This window comes from uncultured Paenalcaligenes sp., assembly GCF_947630565.1.
GTDB classification, from domain to species: domain Bacteria; phylum Pseudomonadota; class Gammaproteobacteria; order Burkholderiales; family Burkholderiaceae_B; genus Paenalcaligenes; species Paenalcaligenes faecalis.
The window spans coordinates 1-22,091 of the sequence record NZ_CANRIC010000037.1 but is presented as its reverse complement, the minus strand read 5'-3'; the positions used below and the strand labels follow the sequence as shown (position 1 = coordinate 22,091).

Here is a 22,091-nt window from a genome sequence, read left to right as displayed (position 1 = left end):
TCGTGCCTACCCTAGGCGTGTCTGCGGCTATCGCTTACAGAGCGTGGGACTGAGGAAGCATCCCACGGTGCGTCTTGAACTTCGTTACAACGTAGCGCCCTAACAGCGCTGAGTCTGGTCAATCTAGGCAAGCACAGAACCAAGCTGGCAAGCCTCGCCCTTTAGGGCGGGGTTATTGACGATGATTAGCAGTCTTAAAGTTAAGGTTGGATATGATGAGCCAGCAGCTTTTTACGCAAGGTACTACGAGTAATACCGAGTATTTCTGCGGCTTTAGATTGATTTCCATTGGTCTTTTCTAGGGCAATTTGTAAGACAGGGCGCTCTACATAGTTAATAACCATCGCTAAGATATCACGAGGCTGAGAGTCACCTAAGTCAGCAAAATAGCGTTCAAGACTGTCACGAACAGATTGCTCTAGAGGATTGGTGTTTGGCATGTTTTTATCAGTTAAAGCGGTCGACGAGAAGGTGGGGCAGTCATAGCCGTAGGCTGCACCAAAAATGAGCTTGGGTCATGTTGGTCAAACCAGCTAGCTACAGCCTGTAGTTGTTGTTTAGTACATTCGATTTTATTGATGGTGGCTAGCCACTCAGCGGCATTGGGTGTATCGGCCAAATACCAGCTTATGTGTTTGCGTGCTGAGCGTACCCCGATAAACTCACCGTAAAAATCATAGTGATCTTCAAGGTGCTCTAGCAAGACGTGCTTCATCTCGCCGTAGGTGGGTGGATCTAAAAAGGTATTGTGCTGCAGGAAATGGTTGATTTCCCGAAAAATCCAAGGGCGCCCCTGTGCGGCTCTACCCACCATAACCGCATCTGCCTTGGTGTAATCCAAGACATAACGTGCTTTTTTTGGGGAGTCGATATCACCATTGGCAATCACAGGGATGCGAAGGGCAGCTTTGACATCTCGAATTGTATCGTATTCGGCCTCGCCTTGGTAAAAGTCACAGCGAGTTCGTCCATGTAAGGTAAAAGCGGCTATGCCTGCATCCTCGGCTCGCTTTGCTACACGGATGGCGTTTTTACTGTCTCGATCCCAGCCTGTACGTGTTTTTAGTGTGACAGGGATTTGATGAGGTAAACAGGCATTCACCACGCTTTCTACGATCCGAGCGACCAGATCTTCGTCTTTTAATAAAGCCGAGCCAGAAAGTACATTACAGACTTTTTTTACTGGGCAGCCCATATTTATGTCAATAATATGAGCGCCTTTTTCTATGTTAAATAAGGCGGCTTCCGCCATCATTACCGGATCAGAGCCTGTGATTTGCACGGCAATCGGATCGGGCTCTCCCGTATGATCAAGACGCCTAGCAGTTTTGACACTATCCCATAAACGGGGGTTACTTGCCGCCATCTCCGTTACGGCGTATTCCGCACCGAGGGCTTTGCAAAGACGCCGATAAGGTCGATCCGTCACGCCAGCCATTGGGGCGACCACTGCTGGATTTGTTAACTGCCAAGAACCAATGCGCATCATATTAAATACGTAGCCCTTGTAGTAGTTGTCTCGCTAATGGCTGGCGCGCTAGCGCCAACATATCCATGCTTAATAAACCTAAACCGCAAGCATGTTGAATGAGAGGGTTCGTCGTGGCAAAAATTCGGGGTAATACATCAGTGACAGTGCCAGTTAGCCATCTATCAGGACGCCGTTGTTGGGCGTATTGCTGTAGTGCTGAGCTTGGGTCTAGGTCGGGAGTGGCTAGCCAAGGGCGTAAAGAGAGCGCTAGCTGTGCCGTATCACGTAAGCCTAGGTTTAATCCTTGTCCTGCAACGGGATGCAAGGTCTGTGCCGCATTGCCGATAGCAACTACATATGGGGCAGGCAGAGATGGCCCTGCGGATAAGGCTAACGGGAAGTCAAACCGATCACTGACAAGGGAGAGTTCCCCGAGTCTGGCTCCAAAGGATTGCATGAGTTCGGTATTAAAGGTGCAGTGATCCATGCCTTGCAAAGACGCTGTGCGGCTTGGAGAGTTACACCAAACTAAGGCATAGCAGTCAGATTGATTCGGGTGAGGGAGTAAGGCCAACGGGCCATTAGCGGTAAAGCGTTCAAATGCCCAGTCTTTTTTTGGGTGGCTACTTTGAATGGTAGCGAGTAAGGCGTGTTGGTTGTAGTCCCTAGTTAACTGATTAGGACGGACTCCATCAGACTGGACAGCAAGAGCAGCAGTGTAGCTGGTCGAGTCAGTGTGAATAATAGCGTGTTGTGTTGATTGTACCTGAGCAGGGGCTGCCACCTCTAGGTATGAAATGCCTTGCTGTTGGACTGCTTGACGTAGGCCATGTAGTAAGTCGTCGTAATTGACCACGCAGCCTAATAAGTCTACATCTAGCTCAGTGGGGGTGATAAGGGTGCGACCTAATCGGCCTTGTTGAGAGACATGTACAGTATGAATAGGCGCATAGCGTTTTGGCCACACGCCGAGCTGTTCTAGGAGTTGGCGACTGCCATGATTGAGCGCCAGAGTACGCGGATCTAATACAGAGCCGGACGGGGGTGGTTTTTGTCCAAAAAGGCCAATGCGCGTAGTGGGGTTGTATTGATGTAAAAGCAAAGCAAATACACAACCAACGGGGCCAGCCCCGCAAATGGCAATGTCAAAATCAAGGCGAGTCATAGATAGCAAGCAGCAGCAGGTGCGAAATCAATCAAATAAGGCTATTGTAATGGATAGCTAGTTTTAGGCGGGAAACTTTAGGTTTCTTCTTAGGTCTAGATCTCAATCGCGTAAACTATATATTCTTTTATTTTGACTCAGAGACCCCAATGAATGTATTGGATTGGCTTGTGCCATGGGAGTTCTCCCCCTCGTTAATTCTTGTTTTTATTGTCTGCGCCGTGTTGTTTTGGCGCGGCAGCCGAGTGCGTCATGTACAGGTGTGGCGACAATGGTTATTTTGGTTAGGCTTTATTGGGCTCTATCTCAATTTGCATACGATAGTGGATTACTATTCCGAGCGCATGTTTTTCATTCATCGTATTCAACACTTGTTTTTGCACCATTTATTGCCTTTGATGGTCATGCTGTCGTACCCAGGACAAGTCATGCGTGCAGGCCTGCCTGCGTCATGGCGCTATAAATTGCGGGATTTGAATCGCACTAGATTGGGTAAAGGGTTACAAACACTACTCACTCATCGTATTTTTGTACCGTTTTTATTTGTCTTTTTTGTCTTGGTTTGGCTGCTTCCCATTCCTCAGTTCTACTCAATGATTGATTGGCGTTTATATCGAGTGATGAACTGGTCTGTGGTGATTAGTGGCTTTATGTATTGGAATTTGATTTTAGATCGTCGGCCAGCACCACCTGCCGCAATGCGTCCATGGGCCAGAGTCATTTCGCCCCTCTTAACGATGGCGCCACAAATTGTTGCTGGTATTTATATTACTTTTGCCTCTGTGGATCTTTACCCCATTTTTGATCTGTGTGGTCGAGCCATACCTAGTTTTGATGCATTAAAAGATCAGGCTGTTGGGGGGCTAGTGATGTGGGTGGCTGCTGGGCTAGTCGAGACTTTTGGTGTCGTATATGCATTAGCAACAGCTGTTCGATTATCAGCTAAAGGTAGAATACGTTCAGAGGTAATAGAGCGTATGCGATTAGGTAGTCCCACTGTGAGTTCGTAGGAGGCAGGGCCACATGAAAAAAAGAACAGGTAGTCGTTGGGTCGCTTTAGCGCTCTGTGTTCAGATGGCTAGCGTACCGGTTTTGATGGCGCAGCCCATGGGTATTCCCAGTATTGGTACTGCAGCAGGTGCTGAGCTATCCCCTAATTTGGAACGCACGTTAGGGGATGCGATCATGGAGCAAGGGCGTCGTGATCCGCAATACGTCTCTGATCCAGTGATTAATCAATACCTGACTCAGCTAGGGCAACAACTCGCGGCTCACTCTTCCGTTCCGCTGCATCATGATATTCAGGTTTTCGCACTGCGTGATAGCAGTATTAATGCTTTTGCTTTACCTGGTGGGTATGTGGGGATCAATACGGGGTTATTAGCCTCTGCAGCCAGTGAGTCCGAGTTAGCCTCGGTGGTGGCACACGAAATTGCGCACGTAGCTCAGCGTCACGTGGCTCGAGGCATGACACAAAGCTCTGAATCCAGTCACCTGATGATCGCGTCTTTAGTGGGGGCGCTGTTAGCCGGTTTAGCAGGTAGTGCTGATTTGGCTATGGGTGTGGCGGCCTTCGGACAGGCCGCCGCCGTAGACCGTCAGTTAGGGTTTTCTCGTCAAGCCGAACAAGAGGCCGACCGAGTCGGGTATCAAATGTTACAAGGGGCTGGATTTAATCCCGTCGGGATGGCGGATATGTTTAAACGATTGATGCAAAGCTCTCGTTTAAATGAGTCTCCTAACGCCTATGCAACGACTCACCCACTATCTGCCCAACGATTATCTGATGTGGAAAACCGGATTATGTCTAATACCACGGCATCCTTTTCTGAAAGTGATGATTTTTGGTTTGTACAGGCAGCCGCTATGGTGATTCAAGCCCAAGGTGGCTCCGCCTTGGTGTCTTTGCAGCAGCGTTTGCAGAGTTTAAGCTCTAGTCGAACAGGGGTTTCACAGGCAGCGGCTTATTATGGTTTGGCTTATGCTGCAAAGCAGCGTCGAGACTTAGCTGGGGCGCAACAGTATTTACAGCGTGCGATGCAGACAGGGGTGAGTTCAGCCACGATGGATGTGTTGCAGGTTGAGTTACTGTGGGCCCAGAAACAAAATGCTCAAGCCCTAGAAAAAGCACAAGCGGCTTGGCGACAGTGGCCGCAAAATCAAGCGGTTGCATTAGCACTTGTTGAGGCAATGCAGAAACAAAATCAAACGACTCAAAGTATTCCATTTTTACAACAACGAATTCTGCAATGGCCAAAGGAGCCTCGATTCCATCAGCTGTTGGGTGCCGCACTTGAGCAAAATCAGCAGCCCATAGCAGCACGTCGAGCCATGGCTGACTATTATATTTTAGTAGGTGCTTTGCCTAGCGCTGTCTCTCAGTTGCAGCAGGCCAGAAATCAAAGCACTGACTTTTACGAGCAATCAACACTGGATGTGCAAATTCGTGACTTGCGAGAGCAGTTGGAGCGCGATCGATTATTGCTAGAGCGCTTTAAAAGCTAAAAATTAGGTGTTCGTTTCAAAAAAACGAGCTAATCGTGTAGGCAGCCAGTGGATAGTGCCGGGGAATGCTCCCGTGGTGAAGCCTACATGACCACCTTGTTCTGGTTGATGTAGCAATACATGAGCTGAACAGTCTTGTGGTAGAGGTAATGACTCCATCGGGACAAAAGGGTCATTTTTGGCATTAAGAATAAGCGTAGGGATCGCGATTTGCGAGAGCAGTGGTTTGCTTGATGCCTGAGTCCAATAATCCAGTGCATTTTTATAACCATGCATGGGGGCGGTATAGACATCATCAAAATCCCGTAAGGTCTTGGCTTGGCCTAACCGCAAGGTGTCTATCATGCCAGGAAAGCGTTTTGACTTTTCAAAAATTTTATTTTTCATGGTTTTTAAAAAGTGCGGACAGTAAACGCGTTTGCCAATAAAACTATCCGAGAGCCTTTGACCACAACTTACTAAATCCATAGGAACAGAAATAGCGGCGGCTGCGGTGAGCCAATGGGCTTGTTCGGCTTGTTCGCCTATATGTTTTAATAAGGCATTACCGCCTAAAGACACGCCGACGGTGTGCCATGAGGCTTTCGGTAGTCGTTCACGTACCGAGCCTAAAATAAATGAGATTTCCTCACTGTCTCCGGAGTAGTACGTTCTGGCCATTCGGTTAGGGAAGCCAGAGCAACTACGGAAGTGGGCAACGACAACGACCCAGCCACGAGCCCTAAAATATTGGGCAATGGATTGAGCATAGTGACTTTGACTGCTGCCCTCTAGACCATGAAATAACACTAAGGCTTGGGTTTCGGGGCTTTGAGGTAGACGAGCCCAATCATCCTCTTGCATCCATCGTCTAGCTGCGGTGGAGTGTAATTGGGCGTCATAAGGAGCCATGGCTCCTGAAGCAAGTTTATCGGCAAATAACCCTGGGCCAGTCCAATCTAAATCAAGAAAATCACCATCGGGCGTATTGATGCGTTGCCGCACAAATGTAATGTGATGGTGGCGTGCAATATAAGCACTGTAGATGGTTTGTGCGTGTCCGCCCGGTAACCAAACGGGTGAGGGGCAGTCAGCAAGATCAATTTTGGCAGTCACGAATAGTTAAAAGCGAAAAAAATGAGACAGATTGGGTAGCTACTCTGCGTTATTGTGAGCTGCGAGTTGGTAGGTAGCGCTACAATATGGGCAGCTTGCTGTGCCGTTTTTCTCGATTTCTATGTAGACACGAGGGTGCATACTCCAAAGGGGGGAGTTTGGACCAGGACAGTGAACAGGTAAATCAGACGCGTTTACTGTGATAGTCTCAAATGTTTTTTGGGTATGGGTCGCGCTCATGATGGCTCCTTAATAGCTGATAGGCAAATAATACGATAATTGTAGCAAGCCCTAGCCGTCCTTGGCGGTATTTAACTTAGGAGACACGGTGTCATTACAAAACAAACTACGACTTGGCTCATTCTCTAATCGTGAGCGTCGTTATTTTAGCTTGGGTTTTAACGAGGCGTCGTCGGCGTTGATTGCAACGGGGATATGGGGCTTTGTGACGGGGATCGCCATGTTAAAGTCGGGCCTGTCAGAAACCTATTCCGGTCTAATGACGCTCTTTGTGTACGCTGGATCGGCGCAATTAACGTCATTACCGCTGATTGAGTCTGGTGCGCCTCTGTGGCTGATTTTTGCTGCCGGGATGATCGTGAATATACGATTTATTATTTTTGGTGCTGCACTACAACCTTTTTTCCGTCATTTACCATGGAAAAAGCGCTTGGCACTCGGCTTTGTGACCACTGATATTACCTTTGTCTTGTTCATGTCTCGCTTTGGTAATGATAAGCCTGTTGGTAGACAGCAACACTTATGGTACTTTTTAGGTATTGTGATCCCGAGCTGGTTTACTTGGCAGATTTGCTCATTCGCTGGGATCTTTTTAGGTGGCTTTATACCCGCGTCATGGGGGATTGAGTACGCCGCTATTTTAGCGCTTATGGCGGTGATTTTACCCTTGTTAAAAACGCGTCCTTTTTTAATGTGTTTAGTGGTGGCAGGCGTGGTGGCGTGGGTAGGGCAGCTCTTACCATTACGTTTGGGCTTAGTGGCCTCTGTGATCGCAGGAGTTGTGGCGGGCGTGGTGACAGAGCAACTACAGAACAAAAGGAGCACCTAAATGCCATTTACACAGTATGATTGGTATATTTTGGGCGCAATAGCCTGTTTAACCGTGGTGAGCTTTTTAACCCGAGCAGGTTATTTTTTATTTGGTGATCATTTGCCTTTGCCCGATGGTGTACGACGTGCATTACGTTATGCACCCGTAGCAGCTCTCACCGCTATTATATTACCCGAATTTCTACCGTGGTCGGCACAGGAATCACCTGGCTTAGACCCTTACAAACTGATTGCGGCCTTGGTTGCCGTGCTGGTGTATTTTCGCACACAGAACTCTGTGTGGTTAATGACTTCTGGCATGATGGCGTATTGGCTATGTAGAGCCTTGTTTTAGTTGGCTTGTGCCGCAACGCAATACACATTCTCAATGAAAGACACAAACGCAGATTCTGTTCCTAGCTTTTCCAGTTTTGGTTTACACCCCGACTTACTATCCTCTATTTTAGCTGCTGGCTATACCACACCAACACCTATTCAAGCCCAGGCCTTGCCTGTGGTGATGCAAGGGCGCGATGTGATGGGGGCAGCGCAAACGGGTACAGGTAAAACCGCCGCATTTTCATTACCTATTTTGCATCGGCTTATGCCTTTTGCAACTAGCAGTGCTTCTCCAGCTCGTCATCCAGTAAGGGCCTTGATTTTGACCCCTACCCGAGAATTGGCGGATCAGGTCGGAGAAAGCGTTAAGTTATATTGTAAAAATACGCCTTTACGTTCCGCCATTGTATTTGGTGGCGTCGATATTAGAGTACAGCGAGACGAACTACGCCGGGGTTGTGAAATCCTAATTGCTACTCCCGGTCGACTGTTAGATCATATTGAGCAAAAAAATGTCAGTCTTAGTCAGGTAGGCATTTTGGTGTTAGACGAGGCTGACCGCATGCTAGACATGGGGTTTTTACCTGATCTAGACCGCATTGTGCGTCAATTGCCTAAACAGCGCCAAAGCTTACTTTTTTCAGCGACATTTAGCCCAGAGATACGCAAGCTAGGTAATAACTTTTTAAACGACCCAGTCAGTATTGAAGTCGCTGCTCGTAATGCGACGGCAGATACCGTAACACAAAGTGCTTACTCTGCAGAGGGTGACGATAAACGTGCGGCAGTAGAACACATTGTACGTAGCAAAAAACTCAGCCAAGTTATTGTGTTTACGAACACAAAGGCGGGAGCCAGTCGATTAGCTCGTCAATTAGAACGAAATGGCCTAAAGGCCGAGTCGATTCATGGCGATAAAAGCCAAATCGAACGAATGAAAGTGCTAGAGGCCTTTAAGGCAGATGAACTAGAAGTCTTGGTGGCAACCGATGTGGCAGCTCGTGGTTTAGATGTGGCTGGGGTGCCTTGTGTGATTAACTTTGATCTGCCCTTTAATGCCGAAGACTACGTACACCGTATTGGGCGCACTGGTCGGGCAGGAGCCAAAGGTGAGGCCATTGCCTTAGTGAGCGCTGAAGAAAGTCATTTGTGGAATGATATTCAAAAACTGATCGGCAGCAAGCTCACATTGCAAAAATTAAATTTGCCTACGGTAGCACAGCCCCCTCGTGTGGCTCGGGGGCGAGAAAACTACCGAGAGCGAGGCCGTCCTCATAAACCTCAGGATGAGATTTTCTATAAACCGTACCAGCCAAATAGCACAACAGCGGTTGTTAAGCCTGCTACGAACACAAATAGCAATGGCAATAAAAAACGGTTTGTGGGTGTGCTATTGGGCGGCGGCTATTACTAATTGCTCAAAACTGGCGACAGGCGCGCCAAACTGAGGTTTTTTTTCTGCTTGTTGTAATAAGCGATCAATATGCTCAGCAAAAGGCAATAAGGGACCATAAAATAGGGTCCCTTTTTTGTTTTGTATCAAAATAGTAGGGAAGTCTTCAATATCCTCGTCAATGAGTAGGTTTTCGTGTTCTTCTACATCCACCCAAACAAAGCTGTGCTGCGGGTATTTAAGTTCTAGGGATTCAATTTGAGCCTCGAAGCCATTGCAGGTCCTACACCAAGCCGCACAGAAACAGACAATGGTGTATTGAGAGTCTGTTTGTGTTGATAGTTTTTGTAGTAACTCTTTTAGGTTCTGTTGCGGATAAAGCATAGGATATACCTTAAAATTAAATAATCGTTCTATCATAATGTGGAATCACATCTGTAATTATTATGACTTCTATTTCTACTGAGCTAAAGCCCCCAGCAGGTCAAACAGCAGGTCAGCGGATACGACAAGCATTTAGTCGTGCCTTAGTCTCTCAGATGCACCCTAAAATGTTGGGGGCCTTAGTGCTGCCTTTTTTAGTCGCTTTATTCGGGGCTGTTTTATTATTATGGTTTTTTTGGACACCGTTAAAAGAGCTAATTGCACACTGGTTAATGCAATGGGGAGTTCTGGATGCACATGCTGACTTATGGTTAGTGGGAATCGGGTTGTTTGCCATTAAAACAATAATTGTGCCTGTTTTAGCAGCTGGAACCTTACTGCCCTTAGCCGGTATAGCCGGGCTAATTGTCTCTGCGGTGATGGTCATGCCCATTGTTTTATTGTTTGTGCAAAATAAATCCCACCCCACATTAAAAAAACAGGGGCAAAATGCATTTAGCTACAGTGTGGCTAATGCGTTGTGGGTCGGTTTTTTGTTTATTATGGGCTGGATGCTCAGTTTGCCTTTTTGGCTGATCGCTCCTCTGGCTTTAGTACTACCTGTTTTTTGGTGGGCGTTTGCTTTTACCCGTTTGTTGCGGGTGGACTCCATCGTAGAGCATGCCAGTACCATAGAGCGAAAAATACTGCTGCAACGTCATAACAAAGAATATTGGTTATTAGGCTTGGTCTTGTCATTATTGAACTTATTACCACCGGCCTGGTTTATTTTGCCTGTTTTTTCTGCTTTGGTTTTTGCTCATTTTAATTTGTCAGCGCTAGAGTCATTACGTGCAGAAAAAACACTAGATAGTCATGAATTAACCCTGTAGATTCCAAAGAGAGAGTTATGCAAAAAAAGCAGATCCCAGCAATTCGTTTAATCATTATTGGTGATGAAATTCTATCTGGACGGCGTCAAGATAAGCATTTTTCTCATTTAGTGGAGCTATTAAAAGCCAGAGGCTTGAAGCTGCATAGTGCTCAGATTATTTCTGACGAGCCTGATCATATTGAACACACCTTGCGAGCCAGTTTTTCAACGCAAGATATTGTGTTTTGTTGTGGTGGCATCGGGGCAACGCCTGATGATCAAACGCGTCAGGCTGCAGCTCGAGCCTTAGGGGTCGATTTAACACTGCACCCCGAGGCCGCTGCCTTAATAACAGAGCGAACTCAAGAGCAGGCACTACAAGGGCATGGTAGTGCTGATATGTCGTTAGCAGAAAATCAGCAGCGACTACAAATGGGCGTCTTTCCGGTGGGGGCCGAGATTGTGCCTAACCCGTTCAATAAGATTCCAGGGTTCTTTATTCAAAATCATACCTTTACGCCAGGGTTCCCTGTGATGGCGTGGCCGATGATGGAGTGGGTGTTAGATCACAAGTTCGCTGATTTTCATCATACAGAGACTTCAGTAGAGATGTCGTTCTTAGCTTTTGCCTTGCCAGAATCTAGAATTACCCCAGCCTTAGAGCAGTTAGAGCTTAACTGGCCAACCGTAAAAGCCTTTAGTTTGCCAAGTGTAGGAAATAAATCGGTGCGTCCCCATATAGAATTAGGAGTCAAAGGCGACCCCGAGTCGTGTGCTCAAGCCTTTGTTTTCCTACAGAACCGGGTCACAGAGGTGGGGGGTAAATGGGAGCTATTAGGGTAAAGCAGGACTTGCTATGTGGAATTGAATTTCATAACATGGAATTATTGCACTGCACCATCTTTCCTACTACATAGGCCAATCTCTTTATGCTTGCTGCTAAAACCATGCCAACAACGGGTTTAAGTTCCGGATTAGTCACTATACAGGTCCTAGAGCGCGCCATGATTTTGCTTGATGAGTTAGCTCGTCAGTCAGAACCGGTAGCCTTAAAAGATCTGGCTAAAGCGACAGGGCTACACACCTCCACCACGCACCGTATTTTGAACGACTTGGTAGTAGGTCGTTATGTGGAGCGAGTGGATAGTGGTTTATATCGATTAGGTATGAGACTACTGGAATTGGGGTCTTTAGTTAAGGGACGCCTGAATGTGCGTACTGTGGCGGTTGAAGCCATGCGAGAGCTTCATAAGATCACAGGACAAACGGTGAATTTAGCCTTGCAGCAAAGTGATGAAATTGTTTATGTGGAACGCTCTTGGAGTGAGAACTCGGGTATGCAAGTGGTGCGCGCTATTGGTGGGCATGCTCCTTTGCACCTAACATCAAGTGGCAAGTTGTTTTTATCTGAGTTAGATTCCCGTCAAGTACGCACCTATGTCATGCGAACAGGTTTAGCAGGGAATACCCGTAACAGCATTACGCAGGTATCAGAGCTAGAAAACGAGTTAGCTTTAGTTCGACGACATGGTTATGCTCGGGATAATGAAGAGCTAGAGCTAGGGGTGCGTTGTATTGCCGCAGGCATTTATGATGATACAGGGACTTTGGTTGCAGGGTTATCGCTATCAGCTCCTTCTGAGCGTTTACGTGATTCATGGATACCTATATTGCAAGACACGGCTAAGTCTATTTCCGCTTCCTTGGGGTTTGAACCCAAAAGGGATGAGCGACGCAGCTCGTGAAAGCGATTAAGTGGGCGTAAAACCTTGCTTTGATTGATATATTACAGATTGTTGTAGTGCAGCATAATAACTACATTGTCTTTAGAAATAACCAATATGGCCTTGACCCCAATGTTTATGTGGGTACAATATAGGTATTGTTGCAATGCAACATGGAAGGTTTTTCCGTTCTAGTTAAACGGTCTAGGCCTTCGGTAATAATTTATTAATGTATGTCGAATCAGCCTCTTAAGGAAAACACCATGAGCGTACCAGCACAACAGTTTATTTCTACTCAACAGAAAAACTTTGAGAACCTAATCACAGCTCAGAACCATATTTTCTCTGGTTTCGAGAAATTGGTTAATCTAAACATCAAACTATTCAAAAGCTCTTTAGATGAGATCGCTGTTAAATCTCAGCAAGTAGCCGGTCTTCAAGACGTGCAACAAGTTGCTAGCTTTGCTACTGAATTGGCTCAGCCTTCTGCTGAAAAAGTGTTAAATTACGGTAAAGAAGTTTTTGAAGTAGTGAGCAGTGTTCAAAAAGAAATCACTCAACTAGCTGAAAAACAAATTGCAGACAGCCAGCAACAAGCCGCTGAGTTCGTAGAGCAATTCGCTAAAAACGCACCAGCTGGCAGCGAAAGCGCAGTGGCCTTAGTTAAATCAGGCTTAGTTGCCGCTAGCAACGCGACAGATACTGTGTTAAAAGCGACACGTCAGGCTGCGGAATTAAATCAAGCTAACGTGAATGCAGCAACTGGTGCTGTAATGAAAACAGCTGAACAAGCCGCTGAAGTCGTAGAGCAAAACATTGCTCGCGCTCGTAACGCTAAATAATAGAATTGTCTTGCCTTGCTAGGGGTAGTAAAGTGCAAGGCAATAAGTGGCATATATAGGTAACTATTTATGCCATCCTGTGTGGTGTGTTGTTTTTATAGCCCTTAGTTTTATAACTAAGGGCTTTTTTCTATTTGGGCTTAACGAGTTTGGTTCTGAATGGCATCCACACAGTCACGAATTAACAACGGCCCTTGATAGATGAGGCCCGTATATAGCTGTATGGCATTAGCGCCTGCTTGAATTTTTTCCACGGCTTGAACCCCTGAGCTAATACCGCCCACACCGATGATGGGATAGTCTGTCCCTAGTTGTTGGCGTAGACGCTGAATGACGCGAAGGGATAGCTCGTGAACGGCAGGCCCTGATAGGCCGCCTTGCTCATGGGCGTTAGGTTGATTTATGACGTAATCGCGGCTTAGGGTCGTGTTGGTCGCAATAATACCGTCGATTTGGCATTGTTGTACTGCTGTAGCAATACTATCTATTTGTGCGCTATCCAAGTCAGGGGCGATTTTTACGGCAATGGGGACATAACGACCCTGTTGCTCTTGTAGTTCTGCTCTACGAGTATTTAAGGCGCCTAATAATTGAATTAACTCGTTTTCACCTTGTAGTGCACGTAGATTTTGCGTGTTAGGAGACGAGATATTTACGGTCACATAGTCCGCATGAGCATAGACCCCATCTAGACCCTTTAAATAGTCTTCCGTCGCATTTTCAATAGGTGTTGCGGCATTTTTCCCAATGTTTAGGCCTAAAGTTCCGCCATTTTTGCGCCATTGGCTTTGTTGCACATTATGAATAAACTGGTCTAAGCCCTCATTATTAAAGCCAAAGCGGTTGATCAGGCATTGTTTAGCAGGCAGACGAAATAAGCGAGGCTTTGGATTTCCTGATTGTGCCAGAGGAGTGACAGTGCCGACCTCTACAAAGCCGAAACCCAATGCGCCTAATGCATCAATATGCGCCCCATTCTTGTCTAATCCTGCCGCTAAACCAACGGGGTTTTTGAGATCCAAGCCCATTAATTTAGTCGGTAATAAGAGCTCTTGGCTTATAAGACTAGCCGCGACCTGATGGACTTTTTCGAGCCAATGCAAGGTAAACTCATGTGCTTTTTCGGCATCCATGCGAAATAGAGCAGGGCGTACTAAACCGTAGGTATGAAGTAGTAATGACATATTAGGGGGCTGGGCTTGAGACCCATTCGCCATGTAAAAAAAGTTGATAAGGAGCAAAGCGTGTTTTATATGCCATTTTACGACTTTGCTGAATCCAATAACCCAAATATAGCCAGGGTAATTGTAATTGTTGGCAATAGTTGATTTGCCATAGAATTCCGTATGTCCCTAAACCTGAAACCAAAGGATCAAAAAAGGTGTAAACCGCAGAGATCCCTTGCTCAACCTCATCAATCAAGGCCACCATCTTTAAGGTAGGGCCATCTCTAAACTCAATCAGGTAAGAATTCACGTTGCTGGCTAAGAGAAACTCAATGTATTGCGATTTATCGGCATTATCCATATCAGACCCAGTATGACGGGCTGCTTGATAATCGCGATACAAGGCGTAATGCTCATCATTCCAAACTAATGGCTTACGGGTTGTGCTGAGATGTTGGAACTGCTTGAGGGTGCGTTTGAAGCTGCGACTCGGGGCAAAGCGAGTGGTATCAACACGCAGTGGAGTGCAAGCATGACATGGTTCGCAGTGGGGACGATAAATAAATGTGCCACTACGTCTAAAACCTACGTCAATTAAGGCGCTGTAATTGGTATTGTTGATGAGGTGTGAGGGCGCAGCCACTAAAGACCGAGCACGCTTATGCGCTAAATAGCTGCAGTCGTAGCTTGACGTTGTATAAAACTGGATAGCAGTGGAGATAGGTTTAGGCACGAGACTCTGGCTGAAGATCAGCAGGTAGAGGGTAAATGTCCCCATTGGCACGTAGCTGGCCTTGGTGCCATTCAGGTGTTTCTAGGGCCGTATAGTGATTGAGAAGCTCGACAAAATCAGAGCGAGCAATGGAATGGGCTCCTAAACTAAGCAAGTGATCCGTTTCTTGTTGGCAATCAATGTACTCAATCTGAAAACGGTGCTGTAGTAGTTGGGTTAAATAGTAAAGGGCAATCTTGCTAGTGTCAGTCATAAGGCTAAACATAGACTCACCAAAGAAAAAACGGCCTAATTTTGTTCCATACAACCCACCTACTAATTCAGACCCATGCCAGACCTCAATGCTATGAGCAAAGCCGAAGTGGTGTAGTTGATGATAAGCCTCAATAATCTCTTCCGAGATCCAAGTGCCTTCCTTATGTTGACGCGTTTTACCGCATTGCGAGATAACAGCTAAAAAAGCGGCATCGGTGGTGATTCGTAAAGGTGCCTTATCCGTTAATTCTAGACGCGCTAGTTGTCGGCATTTTTTTGCTAATGATTTAGACAGCTTAAACTGATTGCATTGCAAGATAGTCCGTGGATTTGGAGACCACCACAGGATGGGCTCTGCGTCGTTATACCAAGGAAAAATCCCATGTTGGTAGGCGTAAAGCAAGCGGGGCAGGCTTAAGTCAGCCCCAGCTGCCAGTAAGCCATTATCTAAAGCCATTTCCACAGGGGGAAATGGCTCATTAGTCTCAATCCACGGAATAGAAATAGACGGCATAGTCAGAGAATGACTTAGTGGTTTTCGCTAAGACTGTAGTGATGCACAGAAAAATGGCCTTTCTGACGATCGGCTAAATAGTGCTCTATGGTTGTGCTGACCGTCTTAAAGGATAAATTATCCCAAGGGATTTCATCTAAAGCAAAAAACCTGGCATCTAAGGATTCAGGGCCAGGATTTAGCTCAGGGCGAGTCACTGTAGCTAAATAGTACAAGTGGACTTGCCCCGCCTCTGGTACATCAATGACGGTAAATAGCTCCCCGAGTTCTAGATGGGCTCCGGCCTCTTCGTCAGCCTCGCGCATCGCACCCTCAGCCGTGCTTTCTTTAAGCTCCATAAAGCCAGCCGGCAACGTCCATGTGTCATATCGAGGTTCAATAGCCCGTTTGCATAATAGGATTTTATCCCCCCAAATTGGCACTACCCCCACTACATTACGTGGGTTTTGGTAGTGAACAGAGCCACACTGTAAACAGACATCACGGACGCGATTATCATCAGGAGGAATAATCCGTGCCAATGGGTTTGCGCATTGCGTGCAGTAGTTAATCGTGCGGGGATTAGGAAAATAGAAATCAGATGGGCTAGTCATAGCGTTCTATAAAGTTAGACAGGTGGTTAAGATTGTAGAACACTTGTTGCCCAAGCAATAGTCTGACTAATTTTTTGTCAGGGGTCTGACTCGTACCTAGAGTTCATTAGCCGATAACTATTACATGCTGCCCAAGGTCCTGTTGGTTTTTGTCTATACCATTGCCTCTTCGTACACCTTCTCAATCTTAGTAAACTTAGTGACGCTTTCTAGGCGAGTTAAGGTTGTGAGTTTCATCGAGTTTTTCATTGGGCGATGTGGCACGTTGGTCACTGGCGTTTGCAGCGAGAGCGGTTTGCCGAGTTCAAATAAATAATATAAATCAGCAGAATCTGATTTCTTACCCGCTTGATCTTCGGTAATGGTGTAGCGTGGCAACACAGTGACTCGCTTAACCGGCCAAAGTTTGTCAATTTGCTTGGTTGAACTTTGAGCGTCTGAGGTAGATGCCAACGCTAAATAGCGAATTTCCTCGGCAATATGTTGCTTAAATTTCTGTAAAAACGTGCGTTGCGGCAGGTGATACCACTGCGCTGCACCTTGCTGAAATTTTTCAAAATAGCCATTATCACGACCACGTTGCCCACCCAATGCCACTGTCATCGTTAGATCAGGGTACAGCACTTGGCGCATGCCATGATACGGTATGCGTGCGGCTTCTTGTACATAGAGTTTTTCCGCCATGCCAGCCACAGGATACATGACGTCATTGACTTGCCCTGCTTGTGTATTCGGTGCTGTGCCAATTTGCGCTTGCAAGAATTCTAGCAACCACTGATGCCCGTAATAACGGCTTTTAGTCTGGGTGGTGTCTGTTTGACTAAGTTCGTTTTGGCTAGGCAACAGGGCAAACGCGCCAATACCGACTTCCTCTATCGCGGCTGCGTAGGGGTTTTGGTTTGTCGCTTGATCAAAAAAGCCAGGGTATAAAGCAAAAGCACCAAAGACAGGGCGGCTTTTCTTGACGGGTTGGCTAGCTATTGCACTTGATGGCGATTCAGGTAAGCGGGGCTCTGATAATCGGATGAGTGCATCGCGATAACGGTGCATTTGGTTAATGGCATCGTCTGGTACATAATCCGTATTTTCAATATCTTCATTACTGTCATCAAAGCGGTTTTTCTCGGTTTTAATGCGGTACTTGGCATCAAACAGCCAAATAAACTGCTTCTCTTGTGATGAGCCTGAGTCTGCTTTTGTTAAATGGGCGCTTTTAGGTAATGTCACTTCCAACACAATATCGGGCTCTTGGTTAACCAAGTACGAGCGTATTGATAGGCCCTTTTTGGTAAATTTAGGCTCGTGTGCCAACCTAGCTGTCACACCATCACTGCGCTTAAAACAAAAGGCACCGGCAAAACCATCTTTTAGTTTGTATTCAAAAAAGTCATTTTGGGCGAGCTTAGCCGCACTGTTTTTCACCAATTCAAAGCCAAGGTCCTGCTCTAAAATCTGTTTCAAACACAAGAAACACCACACTTCGTAAATCTCAGCCACTGATTTCATTGAAATGCTCGACTGATTGCCAAATACATCTAAATAAAATTTCAGCTCCTGCCAAATACGATACACCGCACTGTATCCCGTTTTTTGCTGCAGCACTAACGATTCACGGTTTACCCCTGTGCATATACCAACCTCTTTTAAAAAACTTTGATCTAACACTTTTTGCAGAGGCTGTTGCCAACTATGTAGCTCATTTAAAAATGCATCCGACAACCGCTGGCGATCTGGCGCTTGATTACTTTGCCTAAGCTTTTGTTCAAATTCCGCTAATTGCCTTTTGCTTCTATTCACCGCCATTTTGATAAAGCGGTTTTCGGGGGTATCCACACTCAGTTGCTTTTTTTCGACCACATAACGCTTATCGTACTGACCATTAGCAAAGTCTTGCTTGACCTGCTCAGCTAACTTATGTGGCAAGCGCCCTTTTAATTTAGCCGCTTTAATATTGGCCACTGTGGGTTGTAAACGGCTATGCGGTGCAGCACAAATCACTTTTAAGCCTTGCTCAAAGCGCTTCCTCAATGCAGCAAAATTAGCCAACCACATCAGTGGAAAGTGTCCACGTTGCTGGCTAGTCGCTGCGTCTTGCTCGGTTTTTTCTACCAAACTAAAGCGCCAAAGGGGGTAAACCTTGTCAATGGCTTGGTACATGGGGGGTAGGTCTTGATGCAGCACTATTTTGGTTGGTAACACTTCAAACGCAATATGCTGAGTCTGTGTTTTGCCATTGAGCTCAAAGGTGAGTGACAAACGTAACCAACCAACATCATTACTCGTATTGATGGTGCCAGTTAAACGTGCATTTAATCCGTCTTCACAGGGGGTAAAGATAAATGCATCACAAACAGCTTTAGAGCGATGATTTAGCCTCGCTCCCTGAACTCCTTGCAAAAAGATCCATTCAAATTGATAAAGTGTGTTTTCAAAAAAAAGCGGGACGTCTAAATTTACTTGAGTGCATTGCTTAAGCTCCTCTACCGCATATAAAAATGAACAGGCTCCATCAACAAACCCTCTCGGTGACTCGCTCAAATTTATTTCAGGTTCGACTCTTACTAAAATATTAGGGATAGCGCTATCACGAGCGAGCAACGTTTTCTTTAAGGTTTTACTTCGGTTCTCAATCGATGCGGCTTTAACGGTGAAAATAAACTTGTCAGTTTTAAGCCTTAATAATTCTGGCATGTGCTAATACTCCCCGATACCAACCCACTAAGGCCAGAAACTGGTAAAAGTGGCGCTTGCTAAACGATCACTCATCCACTTTAACTTGGCTTTTGAACGGCACGGAATGGGCAGTACCTTTTCCTCCTCCGTAGCGCCATCGGCCACAATTTTCTCGCGATATAAATCAGGGCGCTGATTAACTTCATCCGTTGCGGACGCTGACCAAATTGGTGCTAACTGGTCTGCTAGCACAGTATTAAGCTCGGCTAACAACGCCTTACCCTCTGCTGTGGTAAGTTTGTCGGTATCGCCTTCTATACGGGGCAGAACCTTACACATCATAAAGTCATCCCATACGGCTTTTAGGGTAAGTTCGTCTTTGGGCTGACAGCTAGCAACGGCAAGCAATAGTTCATTTAATGCACGAAACGCCAATTCAAATGGGGTGTTTTTTAACACCGCGTTAACGGCCGATAAAAACGCAACGGTTTTTGCGCCATCAGCATCAAAGGTATTGGCTAAATCCGCTTTGCTGGCGTGTGACCAAATGGGGTAACTGAGGCGTTTGTTACAACTGGTAGGGATAAAAAAATCGTCATAGTCGTTAGGGAAAAACGCACCAAAATCAAAGCTCAGGGCACGGTCAATCACTTTGCGCGAAAAGCCATGGGTGGTTTCATCCATATTCACCGTGCCTGCAACCAACAGGTTGAAAGGAATACCTAAACCATATTGGCAAATATCTACCCACAGCTCATCGTATTCTTCACTATCAAAGCCTAACTCTTTGCGTAGCTTTTCGCTATCAGCGACTTCTTTAATGGTGGCGGGTTTTAATAACGCATCACTGCTGTAGGTAAAGCTATCACCTGTCCAACACCATTCACGGGTTTCCAGTACCGATAAATAATCAGCAAAATACTGCTCAACAGGGGCAAGGTTCATTTCATCCAAACACAACCAGTAAGGCAGCACCTGCTCAAGTGCATCACGTTCACCTGCTACCACTAGGCGCTTGCCTAAGTCCTCGGTGTCTTGAATTTCAATGGATAAGCCACTATCAGCAATCGCACGCCAAGCTTTGGCAATAAACTGCAATACATCGGTCGTGATGTATTCAGCAGCACCGTTTAAACGGGAGATATAACCAAGCAAGTCACTCGGCTCATGCCAGTCGGGGCGCACCGAGGTTAAACAATAGGTTTCAGAGAACTGCCCTGATGTTTTAGCTTGCTCACGCACAAAACGGGTTTTACCTGTACCTGAGATACCAGCGAGAAGGAGGAAGGGTTTGGATAAGCATACCTCTGATGAAGGCATTGAGTAATTGTATGTTTTATTGGAGCCAGTTAAATCAAATTTCTCTATAAAATCAAAATCAAATACGGAAATTATTTTTTTAATTTCCGTAGCTGCATACAGTGTTTGCCCAAAAGGCGCGCCACTCAAATCCCCTGCTCTTTTCTTAACAAAAGAACCATCAAATTTAATGGTTAATGCTTCTTGATTCCCACCATAACTTGATAACAAATCAGCTTTTCTTACTTGACTGGCTTGGTTGAAATCTGATTCATCCAGATCAGCTATAAATAGCTCATCAAAAATATCTTTTGGGATTAAGTTGATTTTTAATTGAAGTTCGGAAAAGCTATCTAACCAAAAAATTGACTGCATAACTTTATTTGCAGAAACTTTATTTCCTTTGAGAAAGTAATCCTTTACTTGATCGACCCAATCATTTGTTAGTAACGCAAACCAATATTTATCTGAGTAAGATGATCGTGTATCGGATAGATAGAAAGCAGCATCTGCAAGTTCTGAAAACTGCTTCATATCTGACTTTAGATAAGAGCCATTTCGCTTTCTCTCTACAACACATAACAAAAACAGCACGAGTCCCATAAATGTATCAGGCTTTTTTATGTTTTCTTCAACATAGGTTCTTGCTTCTAGTATTTTATCTAAAGCCAAGTATGCCATAATAATCAGTCCTTAATTTTTATAATATTTTCAATAATTGCTTGAACTACATTAACTGTTACGGAGTTACCTAGTTGCTTGTAAGCTTGCGCTTTAGATACTCTAAAATTAAATTCATCAGGAAACCCCTGAAGATGCAACGCTTCTGTTACAGATAGCTTTCTTTGAATATCCCATAATTTTGGGACACGATTTGCAATAATCGTAGGCGCATAAGTATCTAAGCAAGCATAGAAAGCTTCTTGTATTTGAGTTTTTGCAGCGTCTCCTACATGAAATCTTAAAGAACCGTCAGCCTTCGAAAAGGAAAAAACCCCATGTCTTCCCTTTTTCGTATGAGGTTTATACATTGAGTTATCATGCTGCACTCGCTCCTGTTTTTTATAATTATCAAAATGATATTTAATCCTTTCTTTTTCAAATTTCGTGATTGATAGAGATTGATCGTCTTCATTAAGATTGACAATATCTCTAAGCTTAGTTTTTCTATCTATTAAGTCTGGAAACAAAAAATCGGTAATCCCGAGATCCTTTCGAATTGCAACGCAGTACCACCTTTCACGATATTGAGGTACGCCATAATCGTAGCTGTTCAGAATAGTCCAATGAGGTTCATAACCTGCTTCTTCTAACGCTTTAAGCGCTATAAACATAGTCTCCCCTTTGTTATGGGATTTAAAACCTTTCACGTTCTCTAAAAGTGCAAACTTTGGCTTTTTTTGCTCCAATATTCTAAGAACATCGAAAAATAACGTGCCTCTTGTTTTATCCTCAAAACCTTCACAGCGCCCTGAGTAGCTGAATGGTTGGCAGGGAAATCCGGCTAATAGTACATCATGTTCAGGGATGTTTTTTTCCTGAACTTTTGTTATGTCACCAAATGGATGCTCTCCATGATTAAATGAATATGTGTTCTGAGCAAAAGAATCGAACTCTGAAGAAAATACACAAACCCCTCCATTTGCTTGAGCTCCCAATCTGATCCCACCGATACCCGCAAATAAGTCGATAAAGCGAAACTTAGCGTCAAAATCAGGCTTTAGCTTTAAATCACCAAACACATCATTAAAGAACGCGTTACGCGTTGTGTATAAACCATTTTCTTGTAGCAGGCTGATCACATGCTCTTTGAGCTGTTCTGGGTTGCTGATTTCTGGATTACAGTAAAACTGGCTATCGGTCGCAATGGCGTGTAACCATTGGTCAATTACCGCTGCAACATCACTGTCTTGTGGCACATGCTTAAGTGCTAAGGGCTTAATAATTTCTTCTGCTTGTAGAAGGACGTTGGTTTTATTGGTCATTATTAACTACTACTAAAAATTCTTGATGAATGACTGTAGGGCGAAGCATGGT

The 22,091-nt window shown here is 45.3% G+C and carries 22 protein-coding genes; 9 read left to right on the top strand and 13 right to left on the bottom strand.

The window, feature by feature from the left end:
* Positions 1–200: 200 nt before the first annotated feature.
* The 3 genes from Q0Z62_RS07890 to Q0Z62_RS07880 are packed head-to-tail and all read right to left on the bottom strand — an operon-like array spanning position 201 to position 2,636.
* Positions 201–440: a helix-turn-helix domain-containing protein gene (locus tag Q0Z62_RS07890; protein WP_269901389.1), complete on the bottom strand. Its 240-nt coding sequence runs from the start codon at positions 438–440 to the stop codon at positions 201–203.
* An 11-nt stretch (positions 441–451) separates the two neighbouring features.
* Positions 452–1,486 carry a tRNA dihydrouridine synthase DusB gene (gene dusB, locus Q0Z62_RS07885; protein ID WP_269902135.1) on the bottom strand — a complete coding sequence of 345 codons (1,035 nt, stop codon included), beginning with the start codon at positions 1,484–1,486 and terminating at the stop codon, positions 452–454.
* A 4-nt stretch (positions 1,487–1,490) separates the two neighbouring features.
* Positions 1,491–2,636: a monooxygenase gene (locus Q0Z62_RS07880; RefSeq protein ID WP_269901390.1), complete on the bottom strand. Its 1,146-nt coding sequence runs from the start codon at positions 2,634–2,636 to the stop codon at positions 1,491–1,493.
* 149 nt (positions 2,637–2,785) lie between these two features.
* On the opposite strand from Q0Z62_RS07880, the gene Q0Z62_RS07875 reads away from it, so the two are divergent.
* Positions 2,786–3,646 (top strand): cytochrome c oxidase assembly protein, encoded by an 861-nt coding sequence (locus tag Q0Z62_RS07875; RefSeq protein ID WP_298053116.1) that lies wholly within the window; start codon positions 2,786–2,788, stop codon positions 3,644–3,646.
* A gap of 13 nt (positions 3,647–3,659) precedes the next feature.
* Positions 3,660–5,141 carry a M48 family metalloprotease gene (locus Q0Z62_RS07870; RefSeq protein WP_298053113.1) on the top strand — a complete coding sequence of 494 codons (1,482 nt, stop codon included), beginning with the start codon at positions 3,660–3,662 and terminating at the stop codon, positions 5,139–5,141.
* Between the two features lie 3 nt (positions 5,142–5,144).
* Here the strand turns inward: Q0Z62_RS07870 and Q0Z62_RS07865 are convergent, their stop codons facing one another.
* Both Q0Z62_RS07865 and Q0Z62_RS07860 read right to left on the bottom strand, forming a co-directional pair.
* Positions 5,145–6,236 (bottom strand): alpha/beta fold hydrolase, encoded by a 1,092-nt coding sequence (locus tag Q0Z62_RS07865; protein ID WP_298053111.1) that lies wholly within the window; start codon positions 6,234–6,236, stop codon positions 5,145–5,147.
* A gap of 39 nt (positions 6,237–6,275) precedes the next feature.
* Positions 6,276–6,476, bottom strand: a complete 201-nt coding sequence (locus Q0Z62_RS07860; RefSeq protein ID WP_269901394.1) for a zinc-finger domain-containing protein — start codon at positions 6,474–6,476, stop codon at positions 6,276–6,278.
* Between the two features lie 151 nt (positions 6,477–6,627).
* On the opposite strand from Q0Z62_RS07860, the gene Q0Z62_RS07855 reads away from it, so the two are divergent.
* The 3 genes from Q0Z62_RS07855 to Q0Z62_RS07845 are packed head-to-tail and all read left to right on the top strand — an operon-like array spanning position 6,628 to position 9,039.
* Positions 6,628–7,305, top strand: a complete 678-nt coding sequence (locus Q0Z62_RS07855) for an AzlC family ABC transporter permease (RefSeq protein ID WP_298053120.1) — start codon at positions 6,628–6,630, stop codon at positions 7,303–7,305.
* The gene (locus Q0Z62_RS07850) at positions 7,306–7,641 is read left to right on the top strand and encodes an AzlD domain-containing protein (protein WP_298053109.1); all 336 of its coding nucleotides are present in this window, start codon (positions 7,306–7,308) and stop codon (positions 7,639–7,641) included. It abuts the gene before it with no gap.
* A gap of 33 nt (positions 7,642–7,674) precedes the next feature.
* The gene (locus Q0Z62_RS07845; RefSeq protein WP_298053107.1) at positions 7,675–9,039 is read left to right on the top strand and encodes a DEAD/DEAH box helicase; all 1,365 of its coding nucleotides are present in this window, start codon (positions 7,675–7,677) and stop codon (positions 9,037–9,039) included.
* Here Q0Z62_RS07845 and Q0Z62_RS07840 read toward each other — a convergent pair.
* Positions 9,016–9,402: a thioredoxin family protein gene (locus tag Q0Z62_RS07840; RefSeq protein WP_298053104.1), complete on the bottom strand. Its 387-nt coding sequence runs from the start codon at positions 9,400–9,402 to the stop codon at positions 9,016–9,018. The two genes, Q0Z62_RS07845 and Q0Z62_RS07840, sit on opposite strands and share 24 nt — an antisense overlap.
* Before the next feature lie 62 nt (positions 9,403–9,464).
* Between Q0Z62_RS07840 and Q0Z62_RS07835 the strand changes: the two genes are divergently transcribed.
* The 4 genes from Q0Z62_RS07835 to phaP all read left to right on the top strand — a co-directional run bounded on the left by Q0Z62_RS07835 (position 9,465) and on the right by phaP (position 12,821).
* Positions 9,465–10,274: an EI24 domain-containing protein gene (locus tag Q0Z62_RS07835; protein ID WP_298053101.1), complete on the top strand. Its 810-nt coding sequence runs from the start codon at positions 9,465–9,467 to the stop codon at positions 10,272–10,274.
* Positions 10,275–10,291: 17 nt separating this feature from the next.
* Positions 10,292–11,098 (top strand): molybdopterin-binding protein, encoded by an 807-nt coding sequence (locus Q0Z62_RS07830; protein WP_298053098.1) that lies wholly within the window; start codon positions 10,292–10,294, stop codon positions 11,096–11,098.
* A gap of 86 nt (positions 11,099–11,184) precedes the next feature.
* Positions 11,185–12,000, top strand: coding sequence for an IclR family transcriptional regulator (locus Q0Z62_RS07825; RefSeq protein ID WP_298053093.1), 816 nt, complete (start codon positions 11,185–11,187; stop codon positions 11,998–12,000).
* A 242-nt stretch (positions 12,001–12,242) separates the two neighbouring features.
* Complete coding sequence (gene phaP, locus Q0Z62_RS07820; RefSeq protein ID WP_298053090.1) at positions 12,243–12,821, top strand: TIGR01841 family phasin; 579 nt, start codon at positions 12,243–12,245, stop codon at positions 12,819–12,821.
* Between the two features lie 140 nt (positions 12,822–12,961).
* Here the strand turns inward: phaP and Q0Z62_RS07815 are convergent, their stop codons facing one another.
* From Q0Z62_RS07815 to Q0Z62_RS07785, 7 genes are all read right to left on the bottom strand, one after another.
* Positions 12,962–14,005: a quinone-dependent dihydroorotate dehydrogenase gene (locus tag Q0Z62_RS07815; protein WP_269901402.1), complete on the bottom strand. Its 1,044-nt coding sequence runs from the start codon at positions 14,003–14,005 to the stop codon at positions 12,962–12,964.
* A gap of 1 nt (position 14,006) precedes the next feature.
* A complete protein-coding gene (locus Q0Z62_RS07810) occupies positions 14,007–14,720 on the bottom strand; it encodes an arginyltransferase (protein WP_269901403.1) in 714 nt (237 codons plus the stop codon).
* Positions 14,713–15,489: a leucyl/phenylalanyl-tRNA--protein transferase gene (aat, locus tag Q0Z62_RS07805; RefSeq protein WP_298053085.1), complete on the bottom strand. Its 777-nt coding sequence runs from the start codon at positions 15,487–15,489 to the stop codon at positions 14,713–14,715. The genes Q0Z62_RS07810 and aat overlap by 8 nt, the downstream gene beginning before the upstream one ends.
* Before the next feature lie 14 nt (positions 15,490–15,503).
* Positions 15,504–16,082: an NUDIX hydrolase gene (locus tag Q0Z62_RS07800; RefSeq protein ID WP_298053080.1), complete on the bottom strand. Its 579-nt coding sequence runs from the start codon at positions 16,080–16,082 to the stop codon at positions 15,504–15,506.
* 153 nt (positions 16,083–16,235) lie between these two features.
* Positions 16,236–18,773, bottom strand: a complete 2,538-nt coding sequence (locus tag Q0Z62_RS07795; protein ID WP_298053078.1) for a restriction endonuclease-like protein — start codon at positions 18,771–18,773, stop codon at positions 16,236–16,238.
* Between the two features lie 27 nt (positions 18,774–18,800).
* Positions 18,801–20,429, bottom strand: a complete 1,629-nt coding sequence (locus Q0Z62_RS07790; protein ID WP_298053074.1) for a hypothetical protein — start codon at positions 20,427–20,429, stop codon at positions 18,801–18,803.
* A 311-nt stretch (positions 20,430–20,740) separates the two neighbouring features.
* On the bottom strand, positions 20,741–22,039 hold the full coding sequence (locus Q0Z62_RS07785; RefSeq protein WP_298053071.1) for a DNA cytosine methyltransferase: 1,299 nt from the start codon (positions 22,037–22,039) through the stop codon (positions 20,741–20,743).
* Between the last annotated feature and the right edge of the window lie 52 nt (positions 22,040–22,091).